Source organism: Streptomyces durmitorensis (assembly GCF_023498005.1).
Lineage (GTDB): Bacteria > Actinomycetota > Actinomycetes > Streptomycetales > Streptomycetaceae > Streptomyces > Streptomyces durmitorensis.
Genome location: NZ_CP097289.1, coordinates 2992269 through 3011745, shown reverse-complemented (window position 1 = coordinate 3011745; position 19477 = coordinate 2992269). Strand labels below are relative to the sequence as shown.

Annotated in this window: 14 protein-coding genes and 2 pseudogenes; 8 read left to right on the top strand and 8 right to left on the bottom strand. The window is 70.0% G+C overall.

Translation table 11 applies throughout. The annotated features are described in order from the left end of the window. Positions 1–47: 47 nt before the first annotated feature. A pseudogene (locus M4V62_RS13265) lies at positions 48–419 on the bottom strand (LexA family protein); the annotation flags it as partial. Between the two features lie 428 nt (positions 420–847). Between M4V62_RS13265 and rlmN the strand changes: the two are divergent. From rlmN to M4V62_RS13240, 5 genes and pseudogenes are all read left to right on the top strand, one after another. Then, positions 848–1954, top strand: a complete 1107-nt coding sequence (gene rlmN, locus M4V62_RS13260) for a dual-specificity RNA methyltransferase RlmN (protein ID WP_249587471.1) — start codon at positions 848–850, stop codon at positions 1952–1954. Between the two features lie 238 nt (positions 1955–2192). Then, positions 2193–3284: a thiamine ABC transporter substrate-binding protein gene (locus M4V62_RS13255; protein WP_249587470.1), complete on the top strand. Its 1092-nt coding sequence runs from the start codon at positions 2193–2195 to the stop codon at positions 3282–3284. Continuing rightward, positions 3260–4963, top strand: a complete 1704-nt coding sequence (locus M4V62_RS13250; protein ID WP_425575230.1) for an ABC transporter permease — start codon at positions 3260–3262, stop codon at positions 4961–4963. The genes M4V62_RS13255 and M4V62_RS13250 overlap by 25 nt, the downstream gene beginning before the upstream one ends. A gap of 89 nt (positions 4964–5052) precedes the next feature. Then, a complete protein-coding gene (locus M4V62_RS13245) occupies positions 5053–6069 on the top strand; it encodes an ABC transporter ATP-binding protein (protein ID WP_249592807.1) in 1017 nt (338 codons plus the stop codon). Between the two features lie 127 nt (positions 6070–6196). Next, positions 6197–6986: pseudogene (locus M4V62_RS13240) on the top strand (maleylpyruvate isomerase family mycothiol-dependent enzyme). A 165-nt stretch (positions 6987–7151) separates the two neighbouring features. Here the strand turns inward: M4V62_RS13240 and M4V62_RS13235 are convergent. The 6 genes from M4V62_RS13235 to M4V62_RS13210 form a co-directional block, all read right to left on the bottom strand. Continuing rightward, complete coding sequence (locus M4V62_RS13235) at positions 7152–8345, bottom strand: LOG family protein (RefSeq protein WP_249587469.1); 1194 nt, start codon at positions 8343–8345, stop codon at positions 7152–7154. A 65-nt stretch (positions 8346–8410) separates the two neighbouring features. Next, on the bottom strand, positions 8411–8815 hold the full coding sequence (locus M4V62_RS13230) for a VOC family protein (RefSeq protein WP_249587468.1): 405 nt from the start codon (positions 8813–8815) through the stop codon (positions 8411–8413). 151 nt (positions 8816–8966) lie between these two features. Then, the gene (locus M4V62_RS13225) at positions 8967–10142 is read right to left on the bottom strand and encodes a hypothetical protein (RefSeq protein WP_249587467.1); all 1176 of its coding nucleotides are present in this window, start codon (positions 10140–10142) and stop codon (positions 8967–8969) included. After that, positions 10124–10936 (bottom strand): ABC transporter ATP-binding protein, encoded by an 813-nt coding sequence (locus tag M4V62_RS13220; protein ID WP_249587466.1) that lies wholly within the window; start codon positions 10934–10936, stop codon positions 10124–10126. The genes M4V62_RS13225 and M4V62_RS13220 overlap by 19 nt, the downstream gene beginning before the upstream one ends. 231 nt (positions 10937–11167) lie before the next feature. After that, positions 11168–12547, bottom strand: a complete 1380-nt coding sequence (locus tag M4V62_RS13215; RefSeq protein ID WP_249587465.1) for an aspartate aminotransferase family protein — start codon at positions 12545–12547, stop codon at positions 11168–11170. Then, positions 12532–13044 (bottom strand): Lrp/AsnC family transcriptional regulator, encoded by a 513-nt coding sequence (locus M4V62_RS13210; RefSeq protein WP_249592806.1) that lies wholly within the window; start codon positions 13042–13044, stop codon positions 12532–12534. Before M4V62_RS13210 ends, M4V62_RS13215 begins: the two co-directional genes overlap by 16 nt. 161 nt (positions 13045–13205) lie before the next feature. Here M4V62_RS13210 and M4V62_RS13205 point away from each other — a divergent pair, with 161 nt between their 5' ends. From M4V62_RS13205 to M4V62_RS13195, 3 genes are all read left to right on the top strand, one after another. Then, positions 13206–14645 carry a gamma-aminobutyraldehyde dehydrogenase gene (locus tag M4V62_RS13205; protein WP_249587464.1) on the top strand — a complete coding sequence of 480 codons (1440 nt, stop codon included), beginning with the start codon at positions 13206–13208 and terminating at the stop codon, positions 14643–14645. A gap of 272 nt (positions 14646–14917) precedes the next feature. Beyond that, positions 14918–17524: an MXAN_6230/SCO0854 family RING domain-containing protein gene (locus M4V62_RS13200; protein WP_249587463.1), complete on the top strand. Its 2607-nt coding sequence runs from the start codon at positions 14918–14920 to the stop codon at positions 17522–17524. Between the two features lie 130 nt (positions 17525–17654). Then, on the top strand, positions 17655–18845 hold the full coding sequence (locus tag M4V62_RS13195) for an ABC transporter substrate-binding protein (protein WP_249587462.1): 1191 nt from the start codon (positions 17655–17657) through the stop codon (positions 18843–18845). On the opposite strand, the gene M4V62_RS13190 is transcribed toward M4V62_RS13195, so the two are convergent. Beyond that, a complete protein-coding gene (locus M4V62_RS13190; RefSeq protein WP_249587461.1) occupies positions 18842–19465 on the bottom strand; it encodes a TetR/AcrR family transcriptional regulator in 624 nt (207 codons plus the stop codon). The genes M4V62_RS13195 and M4V62_RS13190 overlap by 4 nt on opposite strands. Between the last annotated feature and the right edge of the window lie 12 nt (positions 19466–19477).

Genomic DNA, 19477 nt, shown 5'->3' with positions numbered 1-19477 from the left:
CGCCAGGGTGCTTCGTGTGCGTCGTCCCGTGTTTGGGGCGTTCTCAGTCACTGTCCGCAGTGTGCGCATCGACCACTTGTCCGGCCGCGTGTCTCGACCTGTACGCCGCGCTCCCGCATACGGCGAAGGTGGTAGGCGACGGACGAGGTGCTGGATAGCCCAATCCGGTCGCCGATTTCCCGGACCGAGGGATTCTCGCCGTACTCGGCGACCCACTCCCGGATGCAGTGCAGGATGCGCTCTTGCTGCTCGGTGAGGTGCTCGTTCGTGACGTGTGCCCCTCTGAACGCGCGGAGGCGAGGTGGCGCAGCTCCAACGCGGGCTGCTGGCGACCTGCCTGCTTCTGTGGACCAGAACGGGTGCCACATCAGGCGAGTGGAGAGCTGCTGTAGAACACGGCGCAGCCTCGCGGGGTGGGCCGGTTGAGGATCGGCGAGCGCCTCCTACGTGCGGGTCCAAGCGGTCTGGAGCTGGATCAGGTCGTTGAGGAAGGGGGTCGACGCCATGACAGAGATTAGGTCATGTGTTCGAATACCTCTGCAAGTGGGCCGTCGTGGCGCTGAGCCGTGATGCGTCATCTAGCAGTGCCCTTCTGACCTGCGTTGAGACGCTTGAGTCGCGGCGCACAGCGATACGGGCCGTGCTCTCGACGCACGTCTGAGGGCCGTGGCGGTACGGGGGCCGGACAGGGCTCATGGGCTTCTTCTCGCACGTCAGCCGACGGAGCGCCGGGCCGTCTGTGGGCCGTCCAAGGGGGGCCCACAGCGACCAGCAGTGACCAACAACGACCACCACCGATGGGCGGTGACCTGGCCGGGCCCCAGCCGTCTGCGACACTGGAAGAACCATGCCTGTACCCGGAGAACTCACCTTCGTCGCGCCCCGCGGAGCCAAGAAGCCGCCGCGGCATCTCGCCGACCTCACGCCCGCCGAGCGCAAGGAAGCCGTCGCCGCTGTCGGCGAGAAACCGTTTCGCGCCAAGCAGCTCTCGCAGCACTACTTCGCGCGGTACGCGCACGACCCGGAGCAGTGGACCGACATTCCCGCCGGTTCGCGGGGCAAGCTCCAGGAGGCGCTGCTTCCTGAGCTGATGTCCGTGGTGCGGCACATCAGCTGCGACGACGACACCACGCGCAAGACGCTGTGGCGCCTCTTCGACGGGACGCTCGTCGAGTCCGTGCTCATGCGCTATCCGGACCGCGTGACGATGTGCATCTCGTCGCAGGCCGGGTGCGGGATGAACTGTCCGTTCTGTGCGACGGGGCAGGCCGGACTCGACCGGAATCTGTCGACCGCCGAGATCGTGCACCAGATCGTGGACGGCATGCGTGCGTTGCGGGACGGGGAGATTCCGGGCGGGCCCGCCCGGCTTTCCAACATCGTCTTCATGGGGATGGGCGAGCCGCTCGCCAACTACAACCGCGTGACCGGCGCCATCCGCCGGCTGACGGACCCCGAGCCCGACGGGGTCGGACTCTCGCAGCGTGGGATCACCGTGTCGACCGTCGGCCTGGTGCCGGCCATCCACCGGTTCGCCGACGAGGGCTTCAAGTGCCGCCTCGCCATCTCGCTGCACGCGCCCGACGACGAGCTCCGCGACACCCTCGTACCCGTCAATACGCGGTGGAACGTGCGGGAGGTGCTGGATGCGGGGTGGGAGTACGCCGCCAAGTCGGGGCGTCGCCTCTCCATCGAGTACGCGCTGATCCGCGACATCAACGACCACGCGTGGCGCGGTGACCGGCTCGGGCGGCTGCTCAAGAACAAGCCCGTGCACGTGAACCTGATCCCGCTGAACCCGACGCCGGGTTCGAAGTGGACGGCATCTCGGCCGGAGGACGAGAAGGCCTTCGTGGATGCCATCGCCGCTCATGGGGTGCCTGTCACCGTGCGTGACACCCGCGGCCAGGAGATCGACGGGGCGTGCGGTCAGCTCGCCGCATCCGAGCGCTAGGCTGGCCGAAACACAACTTCATAGCCGGAACACATCTTCATATTCCGACAGGGGAGCGCCACAGCGCTGAGAGTGCGGCAGCCAAGGACAGGTTGGCCGCAGACCCTCTGAACCTTGCCCGGGTCATTCCGGGTAGGAAGTTCGGTCATCACTCAAGCTGTTGCGCCCTGCCCGCGGACCGGTCCGGTCCGCGGGCAGGGCCGCGTCTCTTCCTGGTCACTCCAGGAGGAATGATTCAGTGAGCACCACCACCAAGAAGGTCACCGTCACCGCGGTCGCGGTCGGTCTCGGGCTTGTCGCGCTCTCCGCCTGCGGCAGCGAGTCGGCGGGCAGCGGCGGCAAGGACGACTCCAAGAGCGTCACGCTCGTCAGCCACGACTCCTTCAACGTCTCCAAGGACGTACTGAAGGAGTTCGAGAAGCAGTCCGGCTACAAGGTCAACGTCCTCAAGGACGGGGATGCCGGCGCCGCCGTGAACAAGGCGATCCTCTCCAAGGACAACCCGCAGGGCGACGTCTTCTTCGGCGTCGACAACACGCTGCTCTCCCGCGCGCTCGACAACGGACTCTTCCAGTCCTACGAGGCCAAGGGCTTGGACCAGGTCAACTCGCAGTTCCGCGTTGATCAGGGCAAGCACCGCGTGACGCCCGTCGACAGCGGCGACATCTGCGTCAACTACGACAAGAAGTACTTCGCCGACAAGAAGCTGGCGCCGCCGAAGTCGTTCGAGGATCTGACCAAGCCCGCCTACAGGGATCTGCTTGTCACCGAGAACGTCGCCACCTCGTCGCCCGGTCTCGGGTTCCTGCTCGGTACCGCCGCCCAGTACGGCGACGGCGGCTGGCAGGGCTACTGGAAGAAGCTCAAGGCCAACGGCGTCAAGGTCGTCGACGGCTGGGAGCAGGCCTACAACGAGGAGTTCTCCGGGTCTGCCGGGGGGAAGAAGGCCAAGGGTGATCGGCCCCTCGTCGTCTCGTACGCCTCGTCGCCGCCCGTCGAGGTGCTCTACGCCAAGCCGCAGCCCAAGGAGGCGCCGACCGGCGTCGCGACCGGCACCTGCTTCCGGCAGGTCGAGTACGCGGGTCTGCTCAGCAACGCCAAGAACGAGAAGGGCGGCAAGGCGCTCCTCGACTTCCTGATCAGCACCAAGTTCCAGGACGACATGCCGCTGAACATGTTCGTGAACCCGGTGCGCGAGAACGCCGAGCTGCCCGAGCTGTTCGTCAAGCACGGCGTGACGATCGACAAGCCGGAGACCATGGCTCCGAAGAAGATCGCCGACAACCGCGAGCAGTGGGTCAAGTCGTGGACCTCGCTCGTACTGAAGTAGGCAAGTCCCGCAAGGGGCGCAAGGGGCGCAAGGGGCTCTCGCGTGGGAGCGCGGCTCGGCTCGGCCTGATGGCCGTGCCCGTCGCGTTCTTCGCGGTCTTCTTCGCCTATCCGGTCGCCGCGATCGTCGCGCGCGGCCTGAAGGTGGGCGGGGAGTGGCAGTTCGGGCGGATCGCCGATGTGCTCGCGCAGTCCGACGTCCGGCACGTGCTGTGGTTCACCACCTGGCAGGCGCTCGCGTCGACCGCGCTCACGCTGCTCATCGCGCTCCCCGGCGCGTACGTCTTCGCGCGCTTCGAATTCAGGGGCAAGCAGATTCTGCGGGCGGTCGTCACGGTGCCGTTCGTGCTGCCGACGGTCGTTGTCGGGACGGCGTTCCTCGCGCTGCTCGGCCGCGGCGGGCTGCTCGACGAGATGTGGGGCGTGCGGCTCGACACGACCGTGTGGGCGATTCTGCTCGCGCACGTCTTCTTCAACTACGCCGTCGTCGTACGGACGGTCGGCGGGCTCTGGTCGCAGCTCGACCCGCGTCAGGAGGAGGCCGCGCGGATGCTCGGCGCCTCGCGGTGGACCGCCTGGCGGACGGTGACGCTGCCCGCGCTCGGTCCCGCGGTCGCCGCCGCCTCACTCATGGTCTTTCTCTTCACCTTCACCTCCTTCGGCGTCGTGCAGATCCTCGGCGGACCCGCGTACTCCACGCTCGAAGTCGAGATCTACCGGCAGACCGCCCAGCTCCTCGACCTGTCGACGGCCGCCGTCCTGACGATCGTGCAGTTCGCTGCGGTCGGCATGATCCTCGCCGTGCACGCGTGGACCGTGCGCAGGCGGGAGACCGCGCTGAAGCTGGTTGACGCGTCCGCGGTCGCGCGGCGTCCGCGCGGCGCCGGGCAGTGGACGCTGCTCGCCGGGGTCATGGTCACGATCGCCGTGCTGATACTGCTGCCGCTCGGCGTGCTGATCGAGCGGTCGCTGAGTGGTCCCGGCGGCTATGGCTTCACCTACTACAAGGAGCTGACCTCGGCGGACGGGGGCGCCTTCCTCGTCCCGCCGATCGACGCGGTCTGGAATTCGCTGCAGTACGCGCTCGCCGCCACCGCCATCGCCCTGGTGATCGGCGGGCTCGCGGCGGCGGCGCTCACCCGGAAGGCCGGCCGCCTGGTGCGCGGCTTCGACGCGCTGTTGATGCTGCCGCTCGGGGTGTCCGCGGTGACGGTCGGCTTCGGGTTCCTGATCACGCTGGACAAGCCTCCGCTCGACCTGCGGTCCACGTGGATCCTGGTGCCGCTCGCGCAGGCCCTGGTGGGCGTGCCCTTCGTCGTACGCACCATGCTTCCCGTCCTGCGCGCGGTGGACGGACGCCTGCGCGAGGCGGCGGCCGTGCTCGGGGCCTCGCCGCTGCGGGCCTGGCGGGAGGTCGACCTGCCGATGGTGCGGCGGGCGCTGCTGATCGCCGCCGGGTTCGCCTTCGCCGTGTCCCTGGGGGAGTTCGGCGCGACCGTGTTCATCGCGCGGCCGGACAACCCGACGCTTCCGGTCGCCGTGGCGCGGCTCCTTGGGCGGGCTGGGGAGCTCAACTACGGGCAGGCGATGGCACTTTCGACGATTTTGATGGTGGTGTGCGCGGTGTCGCTGCTGCTGCTCGAACGGCTCCGTACCGATCGCACGACTGGGGAGTTCTGATGGGTGTGGGTGTGGGTGTGGGTGTGGGTGCCGGGGGTGTGGGTGCCGGGGGTGTGGGGGCCGGTGGTGCTGGTGGTGCGGGTGCGGGGTTGCTGACCTTGGTCGATGCGACCGTGCGGTTCGCGGCGCGGGCCGTGCTCGATCGTGTCGGGCTCGCGGTCGACGAGCACGAGATCGTGTGCGTGCTCGGGCCGAGCGGCAGCGGCAAGTCCACGCTGCTGCGTGCGGTCGCCGGGCTTCAGGAACTCGACGCCGGGCAGGTCCTGTTGGGCGGCAGGGACCAGCGTGGTGTGCCCGCGCACAAGCGCGGGGTCGGCCTGATGTTCCAGGACCACCAGCTGTTCCCGCAGCGTGACGTGGCGGGCAATGTCGCCTTCGGGCTGCGGATGCACGGGGCGTCGCGCGGCGAACAGGCCGACCGGGTCGCCGAGTTGCTCGACCTGGTGGGGCTGCCGGGTGCCCAGCGGCGGGCCGTGGCCTCACTCTCCGGTGGAGAGCAGCAGCGGGTCGCCCTGGCGCGTGCGCTCGCGCCTAGGCCGCGCCTGCTCATGCTCGACGAACCGCTCGGCCAGCTCGACCGGTCGCTCCGGGAGCGGCTTGTCGTCGAACTCCGCGAGCTGTTCGACGAGTTGGGAACGACCGTGCTGGCGGTCACGCACGACCAGGGCGAGGCGTTCGCCCTTGCGGACCGGGTCGTGGTGATGCGGGAGGGGCGGATCGCCCAGTCCGGTACGCCTCTTGAGGTCTGGCAGCATCCGGCGGACGAGTTCGTGGCGCGCTTTCTCGGCTTCGACAACGTCGTCGACGCGACGGTTGCCGGTGAGGTGGCGGACACCGTCTGGGGCAAGGTTCCGGTGCCGGAGGACGCGGCGAGCGGGCGGTGCAGGCTCCTTGTGCGGCCTGCCGGGGTGCGGCTCGTGCCCGCCGATGAGGGGCTGCCGTGCGCGGTGACGGCGCGTACCTTCCGGGGCACCCATGTCGCCGTCCATCTGGAGCCCCGGGTGGGGCCGCGCCTTGAGGCGGCCTGTGCGTTGCGGGATGCGCCTGGGGTGGGGGAGACGGTGGGGGTCGCGTTTGATGCGGGGGATGTTGTGGTGCTGGGCTGAGGTGGGTCGTGGCGTTCGTGTCTGTGTGGGTGGGCCGCGGTGTTCGTGTCTGTGTGGGTGGCCCGGGGCTTTAATGCGGTGTGAGTAGACCGGGGATCTGCCTAGGGTTCGGGCCGTGACGACACCCATGACGGCAACGACGATGGAGTACGACCGCCACCGCGCCGAAGTCGCGGTCCAGCTGGGTCTCTTGAGGGACACGTTGGCCGGGGCGGATCTTTCGGTCACTGTGCCGACGTGTCCGGAGTGGACGCTGGGGCATCTCGCCCGCCATGTCGGCGGTGCCGTGCGCTGGGCGGAGCGGTTGGTCGCTACCCGGGCTACGGGGGACATCCCGGAGGAGGAGGTCCCGGGCATCCACGGTCCCGAGGGGGACGACCCCGCTGCTCTCGATGCCTGGCTGGCCGAGGGTGCGGAGCTGGTTGCGAAGACGCTGTCCGGCGCGCGCGCCGACACTGCGGTGTGGACCTGGGCCGAGTCGCAGAGTGCCGGGTTCTGGGCGCGGCGGATGACGCACGAGGTGGCGATTCACCGGGCGGATGCGGCGATTGCCGCGGGTGTCGCCTACGAGGTTGCGCCGGATGTCGCCGCCGATGCGATCGATGAGTGGCTGGAGATCGTGCGGTATGTGCAGCGGTCTGATCCGGGGGACAGTGCGGCTGAGTTGCGTGGGGTGGGGCGGAGTATCCATCTGCATGCGACTGATGCGCCGGTGGGGCTTGATGCGGAGTGGGTCATTGAGTTCGGGGAGGAGGGGTTTGTGTGGCGGCGGGGGCATGAGAGGGCGAGCGTTGCTTTGAGGGGGCCGTTGACAGAGGTGCTGCTTGCCTTCTACCGGCGGCGGTCGCTCGACAGCGGGGGTGTTGGGGGAGCGGGGGTTGCTGGAGTTCTGGCTGGAGCGGGCTTCGTTCGGGTGATTCATCCCCTAACCCGCCCCTTCCCGAAAACCCGCTGGCGCGGGGGCCCTGGTTTCCGTCATCACCGGCTCCGCCGAGTTCGTCCTCAATCGCCGGACGGGCTGAAGATCCCTTCTGGCGCGGGGGCCTTGGTTTCCGTCATCACCGGCTCCGCCGAGTTCGTCCTCAAACGCCGGACGGGCTGGATTCTCCACCGGGCGGGCTGAATCGGCCGCCGGACGGGAGAGACATCAGCACGTCCGGCGCCTCCTCCACCCTGTCCACCAAGGCGATCCTCGACTCCATCGACCGGCCCCGCGCCAGCGCCTGCAGCAGTGGCCATGCCGGGAGGCGGTTCGTCCAGTGGGTCTGGTTCACCAGGATCATGGGGGCCGGTTCGCCGCGGGACTCGTAGTAGTTCGGGGTTGCCGCGTCGAAGATTTCCTGGAGCGTGCCCGCCGCGCCGGGGAGGAAGATCACGCCCGCGTTCGAGCGGGCCAGGAGGCCGTCCTCGCGGGTGGCGTTGGCGAAGTACTTGGCCAGGTGGGTGGCGAAGGCGTTCGGCGGCTCGTGGCCGTAGAACCAGGTGGGGATGCCCACCGACGCGCCGCCCGACGGCCAGCGCTCGCGGACGTCGAAGGCCGCCCGCGCCCAATCGGTGATGGAAGGGGTGAAGGACGGGGCCTTGGCGAGGAGTTCGAGCGCCTCGTCCAGCATCTCGTCGCGGAAGACGGACGCGTACGCGCCCAGGTTCGCCGCCTCCATCGCGCCGGGACCGCCGCCCGTGGCGACCGTGAACCCGGCGCGGGCCAGCGAGCGGCCGAGCCTCGCGGCACCCTCGTACGCCTCCGTGCCACGGGCCATCGCGTGGCCGCCCATGACGCCCACCACCCGCGCGCTGACCAGCAGTTCGTCGAGGGCGTCCGAGACCGAGTCGTCGTGGATCGCGCGGAGCATCGAGGAGAAGACGTCGCCGTCGGCCTTGGTCTCCTGGAACCAGGCGTACGCGCGGGCGTCGGGGGTCGACTCGTACCCGCCCTCGGCGAGTCCGGAGAAGAGTTCGGTCGGCGTGTAGAGCAGGCCGCGGTACGGGTCGAACGGCAGGCCGGGGACGGGCGGGAACACCAGCGCCCCGGCGGTCCGCATCGCGTCCACGGCGTCCTGCTCCATCGGGCAGCCGAGGAACACCGCGCCCGTGGCGTCGCAGGCCCGCAACGCGGACGTACGCTCCGTCAGGTCTATGGCCTGGACGCGGCACCCGGCGAGCGAGCCGCGAGCGGCGATCTCGTCGAACTCCTCCAGCGACTCGATCTCGCGGTCGCCGCCCGGGAGTCGGGGCGAGGGGCCGGGGGCGGATGCGGGTTCGGGAGTCGGCTGCATCCGCCCATGCTAAGCAGGCCGCGCCGGGCGCCGGGCGCCGGGCGCCGGGCGCCGGGCGTCGGGCGTCAGCCCTGGACCTCGGACGGGTCCATCCACATGATTTCCCAGGTGTGGCCGTCCAGGTCGTCGAACGCGCGGCCGTACATCATGCCGTAGTCCTGCGTCTTGCCCTCCGTGCCACCGGCCGCCACGGCCTTGTCGACCAGCTCGTCGACCTTCTCGCGGCTCTCGGCGCTCAGACACAGCAGCGTCTCGCTGGTCGTCGTCGAGTCCGCGATCTCCTTCTTCGTGAAGTCGCGGTAGCGCGGCTTGCTCAGCAGCATCGCGACGATCGTGTCGCTGATCACGACGCAGGCGCAGTCGTCCGTCGAGAACTGCGGGTTGATCGTGTAGCCGAGCTCCGTGAAGAACTTCCTGGAGCTGTCGACGTCGTTCACGGCGAGGTTCACGAAGATCATCTGCTGGTACATGAGGTGTCTCCCGTTGTGGTGAGTTCTGCGTGGCGCGTGCGGTCCGTGTCTTACGGAGGGGTAGACGTACGTTCGACGCAGAACTCATCGCCCGTCGCGGAATTTCTCGAAATTTCTTCCCGGTCTCTTCCCGCGCAGTCGGCGGGGCCGCTCAGGCCGCGAGCGGCATCGCGGCCAGCTCCGCGACCACCCAGGTCAGCGGCCCGAGCACGGCCACGAGCGCGCCTGCCCGCAGCGCCGCGGTGCCGCGCAGCATCGAGGCGGGCGCCCCGAGCTGGAGCAGCGCGGACGTCGTGTCCGAGCGCGCGTGCTTGGCGTCGACCGCGGCCGTGGCCAGGGTGAGGACCGCGCAGCCCGCGACGAGCAGCGAGCCGAGCGTGGTCAGCGGGCCGACCTCGGGCCGCGCGCCGGAGTAGAGCGTGAGCGCCGCGTACGCCCCGGAGCCCACCGCGCAGAGCACGCCGAGGGGCCGCCCGATCCGCCGTGCCTCCTCCTGGAGCCCGCGCCCGGCCAGGAGCCGCATCGCGCCGGGCCTGACCGCCTGGAGGATCCGTCCGCACAGATACGTGAGGCCGGGGCCCGCGAGGGCGAGGCCGACCGCCGTGAGCGTCCACCCGGCGAGCACGCCTGCGGGGCTGCCGGTCAGACCGCCGGGCATCGTGAGGTCGGAGGCGCCGGGGGAGCGGCTCGCGTACGCCTCGACGGCGAGGCCCGCCGCGAGGAGCGCGATCCCCCAGGGCAGCCCGCTCGGCGGTGCGGCCGGTGCGGCCGGTCCGTCCTGGTGGGGCGGTTCGTCCTGCTCGTCGGCCGGCTTCGTGGTCCTGGGGCGCAGTACGGCCGCGCTGGCGGCGGAGGCGGTCAGCGGGACGAGGGCGAGGAGGGTGAGGGCCGCGCCGAGGGGCAACGGCTGGTCGGCGGCGAGCAGTTCGGCCGCGGCGCCGTCGAACGGCAGTCCCGTCAGGTCGCCGCGCAGGTGCAGGAAGAACAGGAGCGCCACCATCGAGCCGAGCGTGCACGCCACGGCCGTGGAGATCGCGGCGAGCACCGTGAGCTTGGCCGGGCCGAGCCCCACGGCGGAGAGCCCTGAGCGCGGACGGGTCGCCGGGTCGGTGCGCGCGACGGTGACGGCGAAGTAGACGGTGGCGGCGATCGGCGCGACACACCAGGCGAGCCGCAGCAGGGCCGCGCCGGACGCGTCCGGGTGTCCCATCGCGTACCCCAGTGTGCACAGCAGCAGGAAGCCGGTGCCGGCCGAAGCGGCGGCGACGAGCAGCCTGCGCAGCTGGACCAGGGGGTGGGCCCCGCGGGCTAGACGGAGAGCGAGCACGCGGCCCGGCCTTCCGCCTCGTCGGAGTCGCCGTCGGAGGCGCTCCCGGAGGAGGCCGCGGCCCCTGCGGCACCGGCCGCCGGCGCCGTCGGCTCGCCCGCCCCCGGCAGATGCACCGTGTTCACGCGCCTCCCGTCGAGCAGGGCGACCGTCCGGTCGGCGAGGGCGGCGACCTCGGCGTCGTGCGTGGCCAGGACCACCGTGATGCCGTGCGAGCGGGCCGCGGTCGTCAGCGTACGAAGGACGTGGGCGCGGTCGGCGCGGTGCAATGGGGCGGTCGGCTCGTCGGCGAAGATCACGGACGGCATCGTGACCAGGGCGCGGGCGATGGCGATGCGCTGGCGCTGGGCCTGGAGCAGCGCGTGCGGCCGCTTGCGGGCGCAGTCGCCGATGTCGAGGCGCTCCAGCCACTCCTGGGCCGTGGTCTTGGAGGCGCGGTGCGATGCGTCGCGCAGCATCAGCGGCAGCGCGACGTTCTCCCAGGCCGTGAGCTCGGGCACGAGGTGCGGCTCCGGGTCGATCCAGCCGAAGCGGTCGCGGCGCAGGCGCTCGCGGACCACGGGCCCCATGTTGTGCACCGGCGTGCTGTTGAACCAGACCTCGCCCTGCTCGGGCAGGAGCTGGCCGGAGAGACAGCGCAGGAGAGTCGTTTTGCCGCTGCCGCGCGGGCCGGTGACGGCGAGGATCTCTCCCTCGCGCACACCCAGCGATACGCCGGTGAGTGCGGGCGAGCCGTTGTGTGTGACGTGCAGGGCGCGTGCCCACAGCACGTCGTTGTCCGGCGGAGCCACCATCACGTACACCTCGGTTCAGATCAGTTTGCCTCCCCCGTACGGGGGAACGAAGGCGGGGCCGATCGGTCACTGGGCACGCTAGGGATCCAGGCCGCGATGCCTGGAAACGACGCGGCCCGGGGGCGCCCGTTCTCACTCGAACGGGCGCCCCCGGGGCCGGTGTTGATCACTCGATCACACTATGGATCCCGGGGGTCCCTGGGGTCCCACGGATCCTGTGGATCCCGTGGATCAGAGCTTCGTCCACGCCTCCGTGAGCACGTGGCGCAGCACGCCCTCGATCTCGTCGAAGGTCTCCTGGGTGGAGATCAGCGGCGGGGCGAGCTGGACGACCGGGTCGCCACGGTCGTCGGCGCGGCAGTACAGGCCGTTCTCGAAGAGCGCCTTGGAGAGGAAGCCGTACAGGACGCGCTCGGTCTCCTCGTCGTTGAACGTCTCCTTGGTGGCCTTGTCCTTCACGAGCTCGATGCCGTAGAAGAAGCCGTTGCCGCGGACGTCGCCGACGATCGGCAGGTCGTGCAGCTTGCGCAGGGTCTGGTAGAACGCGTCCTCGTTGTCGAGCACGTGCTGGTTGAGACCCTCCTTCTCGAAGATGTCGAGGTTGGCGTTGCCGACCGCGGCCGAGACGGGGTGGCCGCCGAAGGTGTAGCCGTGCAGGAAGGTGTTGTCACCCTTGTAGAACGGCTCGGCGAGCTTGTCCGAGATGATGCAGGCGCCGATCGGGGAGTAGCCCGACGTCATGCCCTTGGCGCAGGTGATCATGTCCGGGACGTAGTCGAACTTGTCGCAGGCGAACATCGTGCCGAGGCGGCCGAAGGCGCAGATGACCTCGTCCGAGACGAGCAGCACGTCGTACTTGTCGCAGATCTCGCGCACCCGCTGGAAGTACCCGGGCGGGGGCGGGAAGCAGCCACCGGCGTTCTGCACCGGCTCAAGGAACACGGCGGCGACCGTCTCGGGACCCTCGAAGAGGATCTCCTGCTCGATCTGGTCGGCGGCCCAGCGGCCGAAGGCCACCGGGTCCTCGCCGTGGATCGGCGCGCGGTAGATGTTCGTGTTCGGCACCTTGTGCGCGCCCGGGACGAGCGGCTCGAAGGGGGCCTTGAGCGCGGGCAGACCGGTGATGGACAGGGCGCCCTGCGGGGTGCCGTGGTAGGCGACCGCGCGGGAGATGACCTTGTACTTCTGGTGGTTGCCGGTGAGCTTGTGGTACTGCTTCGCCAGCTTCCACGCGGTCTCGACGGCCTCGCCGCCACCGGTGGTGAAGAAGACCTTGTTCAGGTCGCCCGGAGCGTGGTTCGCGAGGCGCTCGGCGAGCTTGACGGCCTGGGGGTGCGCGTAGCTCCAGATGGGGAAGAAGGCCAGTTCCTGCGCCTGCTTGTACGCCGTCTCGGCGAGCTCGTGACGACCGTGACCGGCGTTGACCACGAACAGGCCGGAGAGGCCGTCGAGGTACTTCTTGCCCTTGTCGTCGTAGATGTAGGTGCCTTCGCCACGCACGATGGTGGGCACGGGTGCGTTCTCGTAGTCCGACATGCGGGTGAAATGCATCCACAGGTGGTCGTACGCGGTTTGGCTGAGGTCCTTGCTCACGGCTATCGGGTTCCCCACATATAGGTCTGCTTCTTGAGCTTCAGATAGACGAAGCTCTCGGTGGAGCGCACGCCGGGGAGGGCGCGGATGCGCTTGTTGATCACTTCGAGAAGGTGGTCGTCGTCCTCACAGACGACCTCCACCATCAGGTCGAAGGAGCCCGCGGTCATCACCACGTACTCACACTCGGCCATGGCCGTCAGCGCCTCCGCGACGGGATCCAGATCGCCCTCGACGTTGATGCCGACCATCGCCTGGCGCCGGAAACCCACGGTGAGAGGGTCCGTGACGGCGACGATCTGCATCACGCCCTGGTCGAGCAGCTTCTGGACGCGTTGGCGCACGGCCGCTTCGGAAAGGCCCACGGCCTTGCCGATGGCGGCGTACGGACGGCGTCCGTCCTCCTGAAGCTGTTCGATGATCGCCAGGGAGACGGCGTCGATGGACGAAGAACCGTTCCCTTGTCGGGAACTGCTGGAATCTGCGCTGCGACTGGCCACGACCCCATGGTGCACAGGACTCGACAGTTCCGCAAGGTCAGATCGATGTAATTCGTTGTCTGGAGCTTCGATCGTCACGGATTTCGCAGTTCTGGGCCCCCGGGTATGTTGAAAGCGTCGGTACACCGACTAGGGTGGGTGTCTCATCCACTGGACATCTGACTGGAGGGCCGGAAGTGACCACCGAGCTGCGCCGTCTGCGTAACTACATCGACGGAGAATTCCGGGACGCCGCCGACGGGCGGACCACCGAGGTGGTCAACCCCGCCAACGGCGAGTCCTACGCCACCGCGCCCCTGTCGGGGCAGGCCGACGTCGACGCCGCCATGGAGGCGGCCGCCGCCGCGTTCCCCGCCTGGCGCGACCTGACGCCGGCCGAGCGTCAGAAGGCCCTGCTGAAGATCGCCGACGCCTTCGAGGAGCGCGCCGAGGAGCTCATCGCGGCCGAGGTCGAGAACACGGGCAAGCCCACCGGACTCACGCGGTCCGAGGAAATCCCGCCCATGGTCGACCAGATCCGCTTCTTCGCGGGCGCGGCCCGGATGCTCGAAGGCCGCGCGGCCGGCGAGTACATGGAGGGTCTGACCTCCATCATCCGCCGCGAGCCGATCGGCGTCTGCGCGCAGGTCGCGCCGTGGAACTACCCGATGATGATGGGCGTATGGAAGTTCGCCCCGGCGCTCGCCGCGGGCAACACCGTCGTCCTCAAGCCCTCGGACACGACCCCCGCCTCGACCGTCCTGATGGCCGAGATCATCGGCTCGATCGTCCCCAAGGGCGTCTTCAACGTCGTCTGCGGCGACCGTGACACCGGCCGCGCGATGGTCGAGCACCACACCCCGGCGATGGCCTCCATCACCGGCTCGGTGCGCGCCGGCATGCAGGTCGCCGAGTCCGCCTCCAAGGACCTCAAGCGGGTCCACCTGGAGCTGGGCGGCAAGGCGCCGGTCGTCGTCTTCGAGGACGCCGACATCGCCAAGGCCGTCGAGGACATCTCGGTGGCGGGCTTCTTCAACGCGGGCCAGGACTGTACGGCCGCCACGCGCGTGCTCGTCCACGAGTCCATCCACGACGACTTCGTGACCGCGCTCGCCAAGGCCGCGTCCGACACGAAGACCGGCCAGCCGGACGACGAGGACGTGCTCTTCGGCCCGCTCAACAACGCCAACCAGCTGAAGCAGGTCTCCGGCTTCATCGACCGCCTCCCGGCGCACGCCAAGGTCGAGGCGGGCGGTCAGCGGGTCGGCGAGAAGGGCTTCTTCTACGCCCCGACCGTCGTCTCCGGCCTCAAGCAGGACGACGAGATCATCCAGAACGAGGTCTTCGGCCCGGTCATCACCGTCCAGTCCTTCACGGACGAGGCGCAGGCCGTGTCGTACGCCAACGGCGTGGACTACGCCCTGGCCTCCTCGGTCTGGACGCAGAACCACGCGCGTGCGATGCGCATGGCCAAGGTCCTGGACTTCGGCTGCGTCTGGATCAACACGCACATCCCGCTGGTCGCGGAGATGCCGCACGGCGGCTTCAAGAAGTCCGGCTACGGCAAGGACCTTTCGGCTTACGGGTTCGACGACTACACGCGCATCAAGCACGTGATGACGTCGATCGAGGGCTAGTCGCCTCGGGCGGCGTGAACCGGGTGGGCGAGTCCGTCTGCCTGGTCGCTCGCCGTTGGCCTCCGCGGGGCCGTGGGGGCTTGTCGCGCAGTTCCCCGCGCCCCTACGGGGCTCTCGGCGGTTAATCATGTGACGCCTTATCCGCCCCCGCGTACCGTCAGGAACGCGGGGGCGGCTCCGTGGTGTGCTTCCTTCTTCCTCATCTCTGTAAAAGATCCGTAGCGCACCCACTCTCCGCCCCCGCCTTTCTGTACCTACGGGGGTGGGACCTGATGACGACGACGGCCGACGATCTCGCCGGGCTGCTGCTGCGCCGCCGCCAGGGTGTGTACGTTCCCTCCGGCGCCGGACGGACCGCCGTGACCGATGCCGCCGTGGTCGTCCTCGAAGCCGAACTCGCCGACCGCGGGCACCTGTTGACCGCCCCGCTGCGCCGCGCGCTGGCCGCGCTCTCCGTCGCCGACCTCGCCGAGACCGGCCGCAAGCTGATCGCCGACGTCGACGCGCTGATGGGCTCCGACCGCCACCACGCCCCGCTGTTCCAGCGCTTCCCCGACGACATCCCGTACCAGCACGCGTACGACCGCTACACCTCCCTCGTCGTCGCGCACCTCGCCGCCCAGCCGCACCAGCCCTGCATGAACTGCGCCGGCACCCAGTCCCGCGTCCGCGCGCTCGCGCCCTGCGCGCATCTGCTGTGCGACGACTGCCACCGCAAGGAGCTGGACACGGGCTGCTGCGACCTGTGCTGCGTCTGGTACGCCTGCCCCATCTGCGAGAACCGCTACGAGACGGACGGGCCCACCGACCCCTGGATCGACTCCGGCGCCGGACTCGGCGGCGACGGCGGCGAGATCCTGCGCGCGCTGTGCCTGGCCGCGCCGGGCGACGCCGCCGCCGAGCTCGCCGCCCTGCTCGCCCGCCGCACGCCTCTGAGCCCGCAGGACCACGACGACCTGGTCCTGCTGCTCGGGCACCTCGACCCGGCCGACGCGGCGCACTGGCTCCCGGCGGACATACCCCTGCGCGAGAGCAAGGCGCTCGCCCTCGCGCCGCTGCTCGACGTGCCGGACGTGCGCGCGCTCGTGGGGCGGTACGCGGACACCGCCACCGACGTGCTGCGCATGCTAGTCGTGCGTGCCGGTGGCGACCCCGACCTGCTCGAACTGCCGCGCCTGCGCGGGCTCCCGCGTGCCGTACGCCGTGAACTCCTCGCCCTGCTCGACGGGTTCGACCTCCGTCGCCTCGCCGAGGACATGGCCCGCAACCCGCGCGCCTGGAAGCGGGTCGGCGAAATCCTGCACCCCTTCGAGCAGGCGCACCGGCACGCGCGCGTGGCACTCGCCTTCGCCGTCCTGCGCGGGACCCGCATCGGGGACTCCGCGCTCGGTGAGGTGCTGCTCGCCGAGGCCGCCCGGCACGAGGACGTCCGCATCGAGGGCGACCGGCTGCGGATCGTCACCTGGCAGGGCCGCGTCGAGGAGGCCATCGGCCGCTGGGACACCACGGCCGCCGCCGGGCTGCTGCGCGAGCGCCCCGGTGAACTCCTGCGCCGCCTGGACCTGTTGCTGGCCCGGTCCGGCTCCGAGACCCTGCCGGACGCGGTGGGCGAGGCGCTCGCGGACGCCCTGCCCCGCTCCGGACCCGGGCCGCTCCTCGGGGCGTACGGCCGCATGAAGGTCCGTTCCGTGCCGGGGCACCGCCGCGTCTTCTTCCCGCGCGGGCGCGTCACCCGGGCCTACGCCGTCGAGGACCACCGGCCGCCGCTGCCGTCCCGGGTGGCGGGGCGTGCCGGGGAGCTGATCGAGGCGGAGGCGGTGCGGCGGCTCGCCGCGGGCTCGCGGGGCGAGCAGTACGAGGTGGCCGTCCTTGACGCCTCGCTCGACGACCTTCCGGTGCCGTTCGCCGAGCGCGCCTCGGCGGCCTCGCTGGTCGCCGTTCCGCGTGGCAGCTCGCTGCCCATGCCCGCGGACAGCGAGACCGTGCGGCTCTTCCTGCACTGGCTGCAGCCCAAGGGTGTGCGGGTCGACCTCGACCTGTCCGTCGCGCTCTACGACGACCTGTGGCGCTTCATCGGCCTGTGCGACTACACGCAGCTGACGTACGCGGGCGGCGCCGCCCGGCACTCCGGCGACCTGACATCGGCGCCCGCCCCGCACGGCGCCACCGAGTACCTGGACCTCGACCTGCCGCGGCTGGCCAACGTGGGGGTGCGCTTCGTGGTGCCCGCGGTCCTCTCGTACAACAACGTCCCCTTCGACGAACTCCCGGACGCCTTCGCGGGGTTCATGGCGGTGGAGGGCACGGGGCGCGCGGTCTACGACCCGCGGACCGTGCGGCAGCGCTTCGACCTCGCGGGCCACGCTGCGCTGCGTGTGCCGATGATCGTCGACCTGCGGTCGCGGCGCGCCTGGTGGACCGACGTCACTCTCGTCACGGGCGACGGCAACCACGACGTGTGGCGGTACAGCAAGCAGCTCGGCCGCATGGGCAACGACCTGCTCGACACCTTCCGGCCGGGCGGCCGGGCCACCCTGTGGGACCTCGCCTGCTGGACGGCGGCGGCCCGCACGGACGGCACCGTGTACGTGCGGGGCAAGGGCCACGTCCTGTGGGGTTACCGCCGCGCCGAGGACGAGCCGCGCGCCGACTTCGCGCTGCGTGTCCGCGACGGCTGGGAGCCGGACGAGCTGCGCGCGGAGCCGGGCCCTGAGCTGGCGGGCCGCCGCGCGCTACTCGCCCTCCTGCACGGCGAGTTGGAGGGGGCAAAGGGCATCGCGTCCGGCACGGTGTACCGGCTCTACCCGGGGCCGGTGGACGCGGCCGCGGCGGTGCGGATCACGGCGGGGGACCTCGCGGGGTGGCTGGAGCCCGCGTGACCGGCGGGAGGCGGATGGGCGCATCGGACTCACGTGGTCGACAAGTGATCGACAGGGTGTCGCTTCCCGACCGCTCGGCTCGACGCAGCGTCCATTGCCTGTACGTGACACGCAGGCGCATGCTGCCGGGGTGCGAGCGAACCCCAGAGCCTCCTCAGTCTCCCGTCGGTCCCTGCTGCGTGCCATCGGCGGTGGGGCGGCCGTCAGCACGCTCGCGGGCTGCGGCGTGCCCGCGGCGTACATCGGACCCGGCGAGCGCGCGGCCGGGGACCGTTCCCGGCGGGACAGGACGCTGACCTTCGCCAACTGGCCGCTGTACATCGACACCGATGACGACGACTCGACGAAGCGGCCCTCGCTCGACGCCTTCGAGAAGCGGACGGGCATCGACGTCCGCTACACGGAGGAGATCAACGACAACGACGAGTTCTTCGGCAAGATCAGCCCGTCCCTGATGAACCACCAGGAGACCGGCCGCGACCTCATCGTCATCAGCGACTGGATGTGCGCCCGCTTCGTGCGGCTCGGCTGGGTCCAGGAGATGGACCGCAGCAGGCAGCCGAACGTCACCAAGTACCTTGACCCGCTGCTGCGTTCGCCCAGTTTCGACCCCGGCCGCAAGAACACGGTGCCCTGGCAGTCCGGGATCACCGGCATCGCGTACAACAAGCGCAAGCTGGGCCGGGAGATCAAGCACGTATCGGACCTGTGGGACGACGACCTCAAGGGCCGGGTCACACTGCTCTCCGGGCTCGACGAGTCGTTCGCGCTGCTCATGCAGGGCGACGGGGTCGACATCACGAAGTGGAAGGCCGACGACTTCCACGCGGTGTGCGACCGGGTGGAGAAGCTGGTGGCCTCGAAACACATCCGCCGCTTCACCGGCAACGACTACATCAAGGACCTGTCGAGCGGCGACGTCCTGGCCTGCCAGGCCTACAGCGGCGACGTGATCCAGCTCCAGGCGGACGACCCGGACATCGAGTTCGTCGTCCCCGAGGAGGGCGCCGAACTCTGGGCGGAATCCCTGATGATCCCCAACCTGGCCCGCCACAAGCAGAACGCGGAAGCGCTCATCGACTACTACTACGAGCCGGAGGTGGCCGCGGACCTGGCCGCCTGGGTCAACTACGTCTGCCCCGTACCGGCCGCGCGCGACATCCTCGCCTCGTCCAAGGACAAGGAGCTGGCCGCGCTGGCGGAGGACCCGCTGATCTTCCCGGACGACGCCATGCGCAAGCGGCTCGCGATCGCTCGGGACATCACGTCGGAGGAGCGGACGGAGTTCGCGAAGCGGTGGAACGCGATCGCGGGGCTTTAGGGAGCGGTCCTCGCGGTCATGCCGTCGAGGAGAAGTCGCAGGATCTGCTGCAGCTCGTCGGCCAGGGATCCGGTGGTGTCCGACGGTTTCTGGGCCCATCGGTAGAGGGCTCCGAGGTAGACGTCGCGCAGCACGTTGCCTGCGCAGATCGGCGACATTCCCGGGCTCAGCTCTCCCTGCTGCACCCCGCTGTCGACGATCCTCGCGAACACCTCCGCGACGTACGGCTCCTCGAGGATCGGCCGGCCCGCCTTCACCCAGGCGGTGAGCATGGCGGTGGTGAGCCGCGGTTCCTCCTGGTTGATGCGGACGAGGACCGTCATGCACTGCTGGAGTTGCGCGACCGAACTGGGGTTGAACGCACTGTCCGCTTCGAGGCCCGTCACGAGCGCGGCACGCCTCCTGTCTCCCCAGGCGCCGATGATGTCTTCCTTGCGCTGGAAGTAGTTGAAGAAGGTTCCACGTGCCACATCGGCCCGCTCCGCGATCTCGTCGATGGAGGTGTGGTCGTACCCCTTCTCCACGAAGAGCTCGACCGCCGCCGAGTAGAGACGTTCCCTGACGCGCTGTTTGTTGCGTTCCCGGCGGCCGACTGGCGGCATCGTCGCACGCGAGTCCATTCCGTCCCTCCT